At 59.2% G+C, this 12,386-nt stretch carries 11 protein-coding genes and 1 tRNA gene; 6 read left to right on the forward strand and 6 right to left on the reverse strand.

Annotated features, from left to right (window positions below; all coding sequences use genetic code 11):
- Positions 1 to 32: 32 nt before the first annotated feature.
- From K5E37_RS21020 to K5E37_RS21040, 5 genes are all read right to left on the reverse strand, one after another.
- Positions 33 to 108, reverse strand: a tRNA-Gly gene (locus K5E37_RS21020).
- Between the two features lie 60 nt (positions 109 to 168).
- A complete protein-coding gene (gene pgsA / locus K5E37_RS21025) occupies positions 169 to 729 on the reverse strand; it encodes a CDP-diacylglycerol--glycerol-3-phosphate 3-phosphatidyltransferase (RefSeq protein WP_007958898.1) in 561 nt (186 codons plus the stop codon).
- A 32-nt stretch (positions 730 to 761) separates the two neighbouring features.
- The gene (gene uvrC / locus K5E37_RS21030) at positions 762 to 2,585 is read right to left on the reverse strand and encodes an excinuclease ABC subunit UvrC (protein WP_085603310.1); all 1,824 of its coding nucleotides are present in this window, start codon (positions 2,583 to 2,585) and stop codon (positions 762 to 764) included.
- A gap of 2 nt (positions 2,586 to 2,587) precedes the next feature.
- Positions 2,588 to 3,229 (reverse strand): UvrY/SirA/GacA family response regulator transcription factor, encoded by a 642-nt coding sequence (gene uvrY / locus K5E37_RS21035; RefSeq protein WP_032829778.1) that lies wholly within the window; start codon positions 3,227 to 3,229, stop codon positions 2,588 to 2,590.
- A 127-nt stretch (positions 3,230 to 3,356) separates the two neighbouring features.
- The gene (locus K5E37_RS21040; protein WP_221535056.1) at positions 3,357 to 3,800 is read right to left on the reverse strand and encodes an N-acetyltransferase; all 444 of its coding nucleotides are present in this window, start codon (positions 3,798 to 3,800) and stop codon (positions 3,357 to 3,359) included.
- A 649-nt stretch (positions 3,801 to 4,449) separates the two neighbouring features.
- Here K5E37_RS21040 and K5E37_RS21045 point away from each other — a divergent pair.
- Positions 4,450 to 5,520 (forward strand): 3-deoxy-7-phosphoheptulonate synthase, encoded by a 1,071-nt coding sequence (locus K5E37_RS21045; protein ID WP_221535037.1) that lies wholly within the window; start codon positions 4,450 to 4,452, stop codon positions 5,518 to 5,520.
- 64 nt (positions 5,521 to 5,584) lie between these two features.
- On the opposite strand, the gene K5E37_RS21050 is transcribed toward K5E37_RS21045, so the two are convergent.
- Positions 5,585 to 6,706, reverse strand: a complete 1,122-nt coding sequence (locus K5E37_RS21050; protein ID WP_221535038.1) for a hypothetical protein — start codon at positions 6,704 to 6,706, stop codon at positions 5,585 to 5,587.
- A gap of 334 nt (positions 6,707 to 7,040) precedes the next feature.
- On the opposite strand from K5E37_RS21050, the gene K5E37_RS21055 reads away from it, so the two are divergent.
- From K5E37_RS21055 to K5E37_RS21075, 5 genes are all read left to right on the forward strand, one after another.
- Positions 7,041 to 7,910: a triacylglycerol lipase gene (locus tag K5E37_RS21055; protein ID WP_221535039.1), complete on the forward strand. Its 870-nt coding sequence runs from the start codon at positions 7,041 to 7,043 to the stop codon at positions 7,908 to 7,910.
- Between the two features lie 97 nt (positions 7,911 to 8,007).
- Positions 8,008 to 8,289, forward strand: a complete 282-nt coding sequence (locus K5E37_RS21060) for a peptidylprolyl isomerase (protein WP_007952068.1) — start codon at positions 8,008 to 8,010, stop codon at positions 8,287 to 8,289.
- Between the two features lie 135 nt (positions 8,290 to 8,424).
- The gene (locus K5E37_RS21065) at positions 8,425 to 10,293 is read left to right on the forward strand and encodes an extracellular solute-binding protein (RefSeq protein ID WP_221535040.1); all 1,869 of its coding nucleotides are present in this window, start codon (positions 8,425 to 8,427) and stop codon (positions 10,291 to 10,293) included.
- Positions 10,293 to 11,354 carry a microcin C ABC transporter permease YejB gene (locus K5E37_RS21070; protein WP_007952064.1) on the forward strand — a complete coding sequence of 354 codons (1,062 nt, stop codon included), beginning with the start codon at positions 10,293 to 10,295 and terminating at the stop codon, positions 11,352 to 11,354. Before K5E37_RS21065 ends, K5E37_RS21070 begins: the two co-directional genes overlap by 1 nt.
- Positions 11,354 to 12,376, forward strand: coding sequence for an ABC transporter permease (locus K5E37_RS21075; protein ID WP_007952058.1), 1,023 nt, complete (start codon positions 11,354 to 11,356; stop codon positions 12,374 to 12,376). Before K5E37_RS21070 ends, K5E37_RS21075 begins: the two co-directional genes overlap by 1 nt.
- Positions 12,377 to 12,386: the final 10 nt, after the last annotated feature.

The following is a 12,386-nucleotide window of genomic DNA, read 5'->3' on the forward strand; positions in this document are numbered from 1 at the left end:
TCAGTAGCGCAACAACAAACGTTGTACAAACTTGGAGCGGGAAACGAGACTCGAACTCGCGACCCCGACCTTGGCAAGGTCGTGCTCTACCAACTGAGCTATTCCCGCTTTGTGTGGCGCATTCTATAGATTCCAGATGCCCCGTCAACCCTTTGATTCAAAAAAGTTTTATTTCTTTTCAACATCGGTCTTCAGATGTGGCCAGGCAGCGCGAAGGTATTGAACCATCGACCACAGGGTCAGGCCTGCCGACACCATCAGCAACGCGTAACCGATGACAACCCAGAAACTGAAAACCTTGGGATTGGCCAGCAGGATCACCAGTGCAAGCATCTGCGCAGCAGTTTTCCACTTGCCCAGATTCGACACGGCCACATGGGCCCGCGCACCGAGCTCGGCCATCCACTCACGCAATGCCGAGACAACGATCTCGCGACCGATGATGACAGCAGCCGGGAGAGTGAGCCAAAGATTGCCATGCTCTTGCACCAGCAACACCAGGGCAACAGCGACCATCAGTTTGTCAGCGACAGGATCCAGAAACGCACCAAACGGCGTGCTTTGCTCCAGGCGTCGCGCGAGGTAGCCATCCAGCCAGTCCGTTGCCGCCGCAAAGGCGAATACCGAACTTGAGGCCAGATAGCTCCATTGGTAAGGCAGATAGAACAACAGAATGAAGATCGGGATGAGCAGGACGCGGAGAACGGTAATCAGATTAGGGATATTCATCGGCACAACTGGCTACGAGGTGAATGGGCATTCTACTCACTATGCAGGTTTGCATAAATCGACTCTGCTAGCTTTTTGCTGATCCCCGGTGCTTTGGCGATCTCTTCGATGCTTGCACGAGACAGCTCCTGCAATCCACCAAAATGTTTCAACAAGTCCCGACGCCGGGTCGGCCCGACGCCCGCAACGCCTTCCAGCGTCGACGTGCGGCGGGTCTTGCCGCGCCGTGCACGGTGGCCGGTAATCGCAAAGCGGTGGGCTTCGTCACGAATCTGCTGGATCAGATGCAGCGCCGGCGAATCACCCCGCAAGGTGAACTCGTTTGCCGCATCATTCAGATACAAAGTCTCGAATCCCGCCTTGCGCGTGGCCCCCTTGGCGACCCCCAGCAAGATCAGATCCGGAACAGCCAGTTCGTTGAGCACGTCACGCGCCATCGACAGCTGCCCTTTGCCGCCGTCCACCAACAGGATGTCGGGCAACTTGCCCTCGCCTTCCTTCAGCTTGCTGAAGCGTCGGGTGAGGGCCTGGTGCATGGCGGCGTAATCGTCGCCGGCGGTCACGCCTTCGATGTTGTAACGACGGTAATCCGACTTGATCGCCCCTTCCGGGCCGAACACCACGCAGGAAGCCACCGTGGCTTCACCGCTGGAGTGGCTGATGTCATAGCATTCCAGCCGTTGTGGCGGCTCATCGAGGTTCAACACTTCAGCCAGCGCTTCGAAACGTGCGGCAACGTGCTGACGGTTGGCCAGCCGCGCACCCAGCGCCTGTTCGGCATTGGTTACGGCCAGTTGCTGCCAGCGCGCCCGTGTACCGCGTACCCGATGGCTGATGGTCAGCTCACGTCCGCGCAGCGCCTGAATGGCCTCGATCAGCGCAGGGAAGTCTTCGTGCACGACGTTGACGATCAGTTCGCTCGGCAAGTCGCGTTCCGGGCTGCTGATGAAGTATTGCCCGAGGAAAGCGGCCATGACCTCGGCCACTTCTTCTTCAATCCCGACTTGTGGGAAGAAATTCTTGCTGCCAAGCACCCGCCCTCCCCGCACGCTGATCAAGTGCACACACGCACCGCCCGGATTGACGAACGCGGCGATCACATCGATATCACCCGTTCCGCCTTCCATGCTCTGCTGATCCTGTACCCGACGCAGCAAGGCAATCTGGTCACGCAGTTCGGCGGCGCGTTCGAATTCGAGGTTGATTGCAGCCTCTTCCATCGCCGTCGACAGCTCATTGGTCAACGCATGGCTGCGTCCTTCGAGGAACATCACCGAGTGACGCACATCCTCGGCGTAAACCTCAGGCTCGACCAGCCCGACACAGGGCGCCTTGCAACGCTTGATCTGATATTGCAGGCACGGCCGGGTCCGGTTCTTGTAGTAGCTGTCCTCGCACTGACGCACGAAGAACGTCTTCTGCAGAAGGCTGAGGCTTTCGCGAATCGCCCCGGCACTCGGATAGGGACCGAAATACTTGCCCTTGGCCTTTTTAGCCCCGCGATGAATGCTCAGGCGCGGGAATTGCCCGTCAGACAAAAAGACATAGGGATAGGATTTATCGTCGCGCAATAGGATGTTGTACGGCGGCCGCCACTCCTTGATCAGGGTTTGCTCGAGCAGCAACGCCTCTGTTTCATTGGAGGTGATGGTGGTTTCGACCTGGGCGATACGCCCGACCAGAGCCGCGGTTTTGGGTGCCAGGCCTGTCTTGCGGAAATAGCTGGCCAGACGCTTCTTGAGGTTCTTGGCCTTGCCGACGTACAGCAGACGCGCATCGCTGTCGAACATGCGATACACGCCGGGGCGCCCGCTGACGGTCGAAAGAAAGGCGCCCGAATCGAATGCTTCAGTCATGGTCAGAGGCTGGCATCAACCATGCCGTGTCGAACCGCCAGCAGCGTCAGCTCGACATCGCTGCTGATCGATAGCTTCTCGAAAATGCGGTAGCGGTAGGTGTTAACGGTTTTCGGCGACAGGCACAATTTGTCGGAAATGATCTGAACCTTCTGACAGCCGACAATCATCAACGCAATCTGGATTTCCCGCTCCGACAACGCATCGAACGGCGAATCATTGGTCGGCTGAAAGGATTTGATGGCCAACTGCTGGGCAATCTGCGGGCTGATATAGCGCTGGCCGGCAAACACCAGGCGAATGGCCTGAACCATTTCCGGCAACCCGGCGCCCTTGGTCAGATACCCCGCCGCACCGGCCTGCAACAACCGTGTAGGAAACGGATCTTCCTCACACACGGTGACCGCGACCACTTTGATGTCGGGATGACTTCGCAACAGTTTGCGCGTGGCTTCGAGGCCGCCGATGCCCGGCATCTTGACGTCCATCAGCACCACGTCAGGCTTCAACTCACGAGCCTTGATGAGGGATTCTTCCCCGGACTCGGCCTGGCCTACCACCTGCAGGCCATCGATATCGGCCAGCATCCGTGTAATGCCTGTACGAACGAGATCATGGTCGTCGACCACTAGCACCCTAATCAAGCAGACACCTCGCGATATGGTCTTATTGGGATGCCGGACACCTTAGCAAAAAGTGCCGGGCAGACCTAGCGGCAAGCGACATATAAAAAGTTTCAATTCTTCATCGAGGGCTTGCCAGCCGTGGGTTTCAGAGCACAGGTGTACTGAAATCGAGCTGCATTCGCAGGAAACACTCGTCCTCGCCTTGCACAAACATTCCTTTTCTTCGATACAGGTTTTGCGCCGGATTGTTTTTGAACACCGTCAGGCGCAACGCCGGGCGACGCTCCAGCCGAGCCATCGCAACAACCTGATCGATCGCCCAGGATCCCGCGCCCTTCCCTTGAGCGCTTTCGACGATCTGCAATTCGCGGATATACACGGCCCGAGCATCACGACTCAGACTGAAATAGCCCAGCAATTCGCTTTCACGAAGGATCAACCAGTTTTCACGCCCGGCCCAGGCAACATCAAACGCCTCGTCCTGCCACAGCAACTCATAGTGAATGTAGTAGCGGAGCATGTTTCGGCAAGTCAGCTCTCGTACAAACGACAGGTCGGCGGAGGTTGCCTGGCGCAGCTCAAAACTCATTCCTGCCTCGATCTTCTTCAAATTCACGCCCGTTCCTTGAGCACACGTTCAGAAAGCAGAGTGTGTCACACCTTGGCGGGCGCTCAACACATAGAGGCCCTCTTGTGCCTCCGATAGCAATTTCTGATTGCTGACGCGCAGCCGCCTCTAGTAAGCTCGGCGCATTCTTTGGAGACAGCTCATGTTCAATACCCTCTCACAGCTTCGTACCGCCAGCGCCTCGCGCTCGGTTGCGGCTGCCCGGGTGAACGGCGTCTGCGCTGCTCCTGCAAGCTTTTATTTTGGGTATTGGTTTAGCCACTGGCGCGCCTGATACCCACACGGCGCCCATTTGAACGGGTCGCCTACCAGAGATTTCTCAACCCCCGGTCGGCCTCCCGACCGGGGGTTTTGTTTTTTCAGGCCCTGACTTTTTCAGCAACACACCAGACACTTTGAGGATTCAACCAATGAACTACGCCACTTATTACCGTTACGACAGTTTTACCGCTTGGCGATTTACCAGCCTCCGCTCGGGACAGCCTGCCGCCTCCGATCGGTCACCCACAGGTGGCAAGCCAACACACGTAGCCAATCCGGCCAATTGTCGAACACCCCAGTAGGGCCGAGTGAGCGGGACGCCCCCGCCATCCGCCCAGGAAGACCGAATATGAACTCGTCCGTTTCTGCTCTGCCACTGTCCACCCTGAACCCTGCCAACGAAGCATTGACCCTGCGTCTGCCGAGTTCGCTGCAACTCAAACAGCAATTGCCTCTGAGCAATGCGCTGAACCAGCAGGTCGCCGCCCACCGCCAGGCGGTCCGCGCGATTCTCGATGGCCATGACCCGCGCTTGCTGGTGATCGTCGGCCCCTGCTCGATACACGATCCCGAGTCCGCGCTCGAATACGCCAGCAAACTGGCGCGTCTGGCCGAAGAAGTCCGTGATGACATGCTGCTCGTGATGCGTGCCTACGTCGAAAAGCCTCGCACCACCGTCGGCTGGAAAGGCCTCGCCTACGATCCTCATCTGAATGGCAGCGACGACATGGCGGCCGGCCTCACGCTGTCGCGCGAACTGATGCTGGAAATGATCCGCCTCGGGCTCCCGATTGCCACCGAATTGCTGCAGCCCATGGCTGCCGGGTACTTCGATGACTTGCTGAGCTGGGTCGCCGTTGGCGCCCGCACGACCGAATCCCAGATCCACCGGGAAATGGCCAGCGGACTGAGCATGCCGGTTGGCTTCAAGAACGGCACCGATGGCGGTGTGACCGTCGCCGTTGACGCAATGCGTTCGGCAGCGCATGCCCATCGCCATTTCGGCGTTGACAGCCAGGGCCACCCGGCAATCATCCAGACCGCGGGCAACCCGGACACCCACCTGGTGCTGCGTGGTGGTCACCAAGGGCCGAACTACGACCGCGATAGCGTTGCCGTCATCAATACCGATTTGAACCGCCTGAAAATTCCGAGCCGGATCATGGTCGATTGCAGCCATGCCAACAGTGGCAAGGACCCGCTCCGCCAGCCGGGCGTGTTCAACGATGTGCTGGAACAACGACTGCAAGGCAATCGTTCATTGATCGGCATGATGCTCGAGTCGCATCTGTTCGAAGGATGCCAGCCCCTGAGCGAGTCGCTGCGTTATGGCGTTTCGGTGACTGATGGCTGCCTCGGATTCGATGCAACAGAACGCCTGTTGCTGGACGCCGCGCAACGCATTCGACAACAGGCCTGACAGTCAAGCCGCCCTCCGGTGCGTGATTCACCCGGAGGGCCAGCCGACGCTCAACGTCGACGCATCAACCCTGCACTACCCGCAGCAGGGTCACGCTGGACATCTGACTCACATCATCAAGCCTCTCGACCGAATAGGACACTTGCACAAGGGTGTCCACATGTTCGCGCCAGAATCGATACGGCACGATGAAGACCAAAGGTTGCATGGCCATTCCGCTGATTATTTCGCGGTCATCGCGGTGAAAGAATGACTCGCCGTCGCACTTGAGATAAACCAGCTCACCCTCTTCGACCCGCGCATCACTGATCAATACACTGACACCGTCGATTGCATCCTGCACATCGAGCACCCCGTCATTGGCTTCGAGCACCTGGGGTGCCACCAGCTCACCTCTTTCAAGAGGAGCAATGCTGATCCGCGTCACACCTGACTCGCGAATCGCTCCGCTTTGCTGTTCGACACAGTATCGAATCACCACTTCCCCGCCGAGATGCGGCGTGATGAATTCAGGTGCGATCCCCAGCACCAGAGGCCGACCGACAGCAAAGGACTCGACTATCAGCGTGTCTCGAAGTGATTTGTCATGCACCGGCCCCTCCCAGATCAACCGCACCCGGTCGCCGACACACATTCCGGCATAAGGCTGAAGCGTGACCGAGGTCCCGTCGATGACGCGCGCGGGGTCGAGACTGCCCCCGACAGCGTCCTCGAGGGTGACCGGCATGAGGCTGTAACGAACATCTCCGACATCCAGTTGCCTGCGCAAGGAAATCAGTGGCTCCGGATGCGAGGCACTGGTCAATGTCCAGAACACCTCCAGCGAACCTCCGTCCAGCGCCGCGATGTGATTGCCCCGAACGACCAGAACGATCTCCCTGCCCAACTGGGCTTCGCTGACAAATCGCGTGATTTCATGTTGATACGGCATACCTTCGATATCGTAGCCGCACCAGCTCAACACGACCCTGTCCCCACAGGCCATTCCTGGATAGGGGGCGATCCGCACGACTACCCGATTCAGAGAGGGATCAAGAACTGTACCCTCCAGCGAATCGATTGCGGGTTCGGGCAGCGATAAAGCGTGTTCGCGTGTCCGACAATGTCCGAAGACCCCGACCCGTTCAGCATCCATCCCCATGCCTCGCACTTGCGAAGCCGTTACCCGTTCATCCGTCATGTTCATTCGCTGCTCCATTCCCTGGAAATGACACGCCGGCGGGCTGCGTCAAAGAGCCTCTATTTAACGCGTTTCATCGCCTCCACGATGTCAGCCGGGCACCCGGCGAGACAGAGCTAAAGGCACTGGATGGAGTAGGCAAAAATGGGGAAAACACATTCGCCGAGGCTAGACCCCTCTAAATATTCAGAACCGGATTTCATTCAAAAGTGAAATTTCATACGCACACTGATCCAGTTTCCACCCCACTAGAAAGACTCTTCAGGCATCGCCTGCGCAACGACTGTTTTAGAGTGGCACGCAGACAACATCGATGAATCTCTGCGATCAAGGACGAAAAATGCAACGAAATGCCACAACTCTCTATCCCGTACTGTTGGTGCATGGTCTGTTCGGATTCGAGCGCATAGGCCCTTTCGAACTGTTCCATGACGTCAAGCAGGCACTCAAGGCCGCCGGCGTGCAGGTATTCGTGCCGCACTTGTCGGCGGTTCATGACAACGAAGTGCGAGGCGACCAATTGCTTTCGCAGATCGACTCCGTGCTCCGAGGCACAGGCGCGACAAAAGTCAACCTGATCGGACACAGCCAGGGCGCACTGACGGCTCGGTATGCTGCGGCGCTTGCGCCACACAAGGTCGCTTCCGTGACCTCGGTCAGCGGTCCCAATCACGGTTCCGAGCTGGCTGACTTCCTGCGCAAGGCATTGATCCCCGGACGGCTGCCGGAGACCGTGGCCCAGAACGTAGCTACGTTGTTTTCCAACTTTTTATCTCTGCTCAGCGGGCACAAAACACTGCCTCGCCATGCACTGGCAGCACTCAATGCGCTGACGACGGAAGGTGTCGGCCAATTCAATGACAAATACCCGCAGGGTCTTCCCGAAACCTGGGGTGGCCAGGGTGCCGAGCGGGTCGATGGCGTTCGCTATTATTCGTGGAGTGGTGTTGTGCCGGAGTTGACCGTGCAGGCCCTCGACCCGGTACAGGGCATCTGCCTCGCCCTGTCGGAATATTTCATTACAGAACCCGCGCAGAACGACGGTTTTGTCGGCCGCTTCAGTTCTCACCTCGGCACCGTGATCCGCTCCGATTATCCGCTCGACCATTTGCGCAGCCTGCGTCGGGGCATCGGTCAGCGCACCACGGAAAACGATCCTGTCGAGCTCTATGTCGAACACGCGTTGCGCCTGCAAGCAGCTAATCTGTAGCGACCGGTATCAGACGAGCGAATGGAACTTTGCCGAGAAATCGGCCACTGAATCCGGTAGGCTCCCCCCTTTACTGATTTGATTGGAGAGTTTCCCCATGGCTAAAGCCACTGCCCGCCACATCCTGGTTTCCAGCGAAGCCAAGTGCAACGAACTCAAGGCCCAGATCGAAGGTGGCGCTGATTTCGCCGAAGTGGCCAAGGCCAACTCCACCTGCCCGTCCAGCCGTCAGGGCGGCGACCTGGGTTCGTTCGGTCCTGGCCAGATGGTCAAGGAATTCGACACCGTGGTATTCAGCGCGCCGATCAACGTCGTGCAAGGCCCGGTGAAGACCCAGTTCGGCTACCACCTGCTGGAAGTCACCAGCCGTCAGGACTGATATTCAGCCCGACCTGCTGTGCAACGGCTCGCCTGATGGCGGGCCGTTTTGTTTTGGTTACACCACACCGCTGGCGAACGGCGCGCCGCTCGCGTACAAATTGCGCTTATCGATTACCCGGCTTTAAGGCTGACAATGCGACTGGCTTTCCCGACATTGATGTTCACTGCCGTGACCCTGCTGCTTGGGATCACCGGTGTGGACGCCGCACCCCAGCATGCGATGACCGTCTATGGCGAACCGGCAAAGTACCCGCCCGGCTTCAGTCACTTCGATTACACCAACGTCCGGGCGCCCAAGGGCGGGACGATGCGCCGCTCGGCCATCGAGATCGGCCACTTCGACCACGTCCTGCCGTATATCGACAAAGGCATCGGCGTCAGCCAGATCGACGGCCTGCTGTATTCCCCGCTGGCCCAGCGTTCGATGGACGAGCCCTACACCGTATACGGCCTCGTAGCGCAGAAAATGGAGCGATCGGAGGACGGCCTGTCGTTGCGCTTCTTTATCAACCCCAAGGCCCGCTTTGCCGATGGCAAGCCAATCACCGCCGAAGACGTTCGCTACACCTATGACTTGCTGATGACCCAGGGCAGCCTGCGTTATCGCACCCAGTTCGCCGACGTCAAAGGCGTCGAAGTCGAAGCCCCGCTCACCGTGCGTTTCGATTTCAAGAGCAACGAAAACCGCACCCTGCCGCTGGACATCGCCACGCTGCCGGTGTTTCCCGAGCATTGGTGGAAGACCCGTGATTTCGCCGGTGGTGGCGGCTATGAACCGCCGCTGGGCAGCGGCCCGTATCGAGTCGGCAAGGTCGACTCCGGACGCAGCATCACCTTTGAACGCAATCCCGACTGGTGGGGCAAGGACCTGCCGGTCAGCCGTGGCCTGTACAACTTCGATCACTTCAGTATCGAGTACTTCGGCGACACCGACGTCGCCCGCCAGGTCCTGCGCGGCGGCGCCTATGACTACAACCGTGAATTCTCCGCCACCGGCTACTCCATCGGTTACGAGAGCCCGGCCCTGAGCGACGGTCGTCTGCAAAAGGCTCACCTGGCCACCGAAGCGCCGCAGTCGGCCCAGGGCTTCGTGTTCAATCTGCAAAAGCCGATATTCCAGGATCGCCGCGTTCGTCAGGCACTGGCCATGCTCTGGGATTTCGAATGGAGCAACCGGCAGATGATGCGCAACATGTACATCCGCCAGCAGAGTTACTTTTCCAACACTGATCTGGCCGCCCGCAAACTGCCGGACGCCGCCGAACTGAAGATTCTCGAACCCTTGCGCGGACAGATTCCCGACGAGGTATTCACCCAGGTGTTCGAAGCACCGAAGACTGATGGCAGCGGCATCATCCGCGACAAACAACTGCAAGCGCTGGAGCTGCTGGAACAGGCCGGCTGGAAACCCGATGGCGACCAGTTGGTCAACGACCGTGGCGAGCCGTTGAGCTTCACCTTCCTGGTCAGCCAGAACGGCATGGACCGCCTGCTGCTGCCGTACAAGCGCACGCTGAAGCAGATCGGCATCAACCTCGACATCCGTCGCATCGACTCCTCGCAGTACGTCAATCGCCTGATGAGTCGTGACTACGACATGATCGTCACCGGCTACCCGGTCACCACCTCCCCCGGCGGCGAACTGTTGAACTACTTCGGTTCGGCATCGGCCAACGACCCGGGCGCCAACAATTACATGGTGCTGAAGAACCCGGCGGTCGACACCTTGATCAACGGCCTGATCCGCGCCTCGACCCAGGCCGACATGCTGCGTTACGCCCATGCGCTGGACCGGGTGCTGCAATGGAACTACTACTGGATTCCCAACTATTACCCGCCGGGCACGTCGACCGTGTGGTGGAACCGTTTCGGCATTCCCACCGTGCAGGCGAGCAATGACGAGGCGATCGAGAGCTGGTGGGAAATCAGCAGCACGCCGCTGACCAACCAGCAGATGACGGCCGAGAAAATCAACCGTGGCAGACCCGGAGGGCCGCACTGATGTGGGCTTACATACTGCGGCGCCTGCTGCTGATCATCCCGACGCTGGTGATCATTCTGCTGGTCAACTTCGTGATCATCCAGGCCGCGCCGGGTGGTCCGGTGGAACAGGCCATCGCCCACTTGCAAGGCATTGGCGGCGCCAGCGTCGGCGGCGGCGCGAGCGAGACCATGAGCGGCACGTCCCGCGCCAGCCGTGGCCTCGATCCGCAACTGATCAAGGACATCGAAAAACAGTACGGCTTCGACAAACCCGCCCATGAACGCCTGTGGCTGATGCTCAAGAACTACGCGCAGCTGGATTTCGGCAAAAGCTTCTTCCGTGGCGCCACGGTCACCGACCTGATCCTGCAGAAAATGCCCGTGACCATTTCCCTCGGGCTGTGGGCGACGCTGATCACTTATCTGGTGTCGATCCCGCTGGGCATCCGCAAAGCCGTGCACCACGGCAGCCATTTTGATATCTGGAGCAGCACGGCGATCATCATCGGCTACGCCATGCCGGCATTCCTGTTCGCGATGTTCCTGATCGTGGTGTTCGCCGGCGGCACCTCGCTGAACTGGTTTCCGGTGCGCGGGCTGGTGTCCGACAACTTCGAATCCCTGTCGACGCTGGGCAAGATCACCGACTATTTCTGGCACCTGGTATTGCCGGTCACGGCATTGGTCATCGGCGGTTTCGCCACCCTGACCATCCTCACCAAAAACTCGTTCCTCAATGAAATCACTCGCCAATACGTGGTCACCGCGCGTGCCAAAGGCCTGAGCGAAAACCGGGTGCTCTACGGACACGTGTTCCGCAACGCAATGCTGCTGGTGGTGTCGGGCATTCCCCAGGCGTTCATCAGCGTATTCTTTGCCGGCTCATTGCTGATCGAAGTGATCTTCTCCCTCGACGGCCTTGGGCGCATGAGTTACGAAGCGGCGGTGTCCCGGGACTATCCGGTGGTGTTCGGCTCGCTGTTCATCTTCACGCTGTTCGGCCTCCTGATAAAACTGATCGGCGACCTGTGCTACACGCTGGTCGACCCGCGCATCGACTTCGCCGCGAGGAACGCCTGATGTTCAAGCTCTCGCCTCTGGGCCGTCGCCGCTTCGAACGTTTCAAGAAAAACCGCCGGGGCTGGTGGTCGCTGTGGCTGTTTATCGGCCTGTTTCTGCTTAGTCTCGGCGGCGAACTGATCGCCAACGACAAGCCATTGGTCGTCAGTTATCAGGGCCAGTGGTACTTCCCGGTGTTCAAACGCCACACCGAACAGGAGTTCGGCGGACAACTGCCGTTTCAGGCCGATTACCGCAGCGATTACGTGCAGAAGCTGATCCGCAAGGACGGTGGCTGGCTGCTGTTTCCGCCAATTCCGTTCAGTGACGACACTCCGAACTACGACCTCAACAAACCGGCGCCGAGCCCGCCGACTTCGGTCAACTGGCTGGGCACCGACGATCAGGCGCGCGACGTACTGGCTCGGGTAATCTTCGGCGCCCGGGTGTCGATTCTGTTCGCCCTGATGCTGACCTTCGTCAGCGCCCTGATCGGTATCGCGGCCGGCGCCCTGCAGGGCTATTACGGCGGCTGGGTCGATCTGCTCGGCCAACGATTGCTGGAGGTCTGGTCGGGGTTGCCGGTGCTGTACCTGCTGATCATCCTCTCGGGATTCGTCGAGCCGAACTTCTGGTGGCTGCTGGGGATCATGGCGCTGTTTTCCTGGCTGGCGCTGGTGGACGTGGTACGCGCCGAGTTTCTGCGCGGCCGTAACCTGGAGTACGTCAAGGCTGCCCGGGCTTTGGGCTTGAGCGATCGCAAAGTGATTGTCCGGCACATCCTGCCCAACGCGATGAACGCAACCCTGAGCTATCTGCCCTTCATTCTGACCGGGGCGATTTCTACCCTGACTGCGCTGGACTTCCTCGGTTTCGGCATGCCCGCCGGCAGCGCATCGCTGGGCGAGTTGATCGGTCAGGGCAAACAGAACCTGCAAGCGCCGTGGCTCGGGTTGACCGCGTTTTTCACCCTGGCGCTGATTCTTTCCCTGTTGGTATTCATCGGCGAAGCGCTGCGCGATGCCTTTGACCCGCGCTCATGAACGGAACCTT

Origin of the sequence: Pseudomonas sp. RIT778 (assembly GCF_019718735.1) — a bacterium.
Lineage (GTDB): Bacteria > Pseudomonadota > Gammaproteobacteria > Pseudomonadales > Pseudomonadaceae > Aquipseudomonas > Aquipseudomonas aphyarum.

Excerpts from the sequence above, each read along its gene's own strand:
- K5E37_RS21075 (WP_007952058.1), top strand. The coding sequence starts at position 11,354 with ATGTTCAAGCTCTCGCCTCTGGGCCGTCGCCGCTTCGAACGTTTCAAG.
- pgsA (WP_007958898.1), bottom strand. The coding sequence starts at position 729 with ATGAATATCCCTAATCTGATTACCGTTCTCCGCGTCCTGCTCATCCCG.
- K5E37_RS21040 (WP_221535056.1), bottom strand. The coding sequence starts at position 3,800 with ATGAGTTTTGAGCTGCGCCAGGCAACCTCCGCCGACCTGTCGTTTGTA.
- K5E37_RS21070 (WP_007952064.1), top strand. The coding sequence starts at position 10,293 with ATGTGGGCTTACATACTGCGGCGCCTGCTGCTGATCATCCCGACGCTG.
- K5E37_RS21060 (WP_007952068.1), top strand. The coding sequence starts at position 8,008 with ATGGCTAAAGCCACTGCCCGCCACATCCTGGTTTCCAGCGAAGCCAAG.
- K5E37_RS21045 (WP_221535037.1), top strand. The coding sequence starts at position 4,450 with ATGAACTCGTCCGTTTCTGCTCTGCCACTGTCCACCCTGAACCCTGCC.
- K5E37_RS21065 (WP_221535040.1), top strand. The coding sequence starts at position 8,425 with ATGCGACTGGCTTTCCCGACATTGATGTTCACTGCCGTGACCCTGCTG.
- K5E37_RS21050 (WP_221535038.1), bottom strand. The coding sequence starts at position 6,706 with ATGAACATGACGGATGAACGGGTAACGGCTTCGCAAGTGCGAGGCATG.
- uvrC (WP_085603310.1), bottom strand. The coding sequence starts at position 2,585 with ATGACTGAAGCATTCGATTCGGGCGCCTTTCTTTCGACCGTCAGCGGG.
- K5E37_RS21055 (WP_221535039.1), top strand. The coding sequence starts at position 7,041 with ATGCAACGAAATGCCACAACTCTCTATCCCGTACTGTTGGTGCATGGT.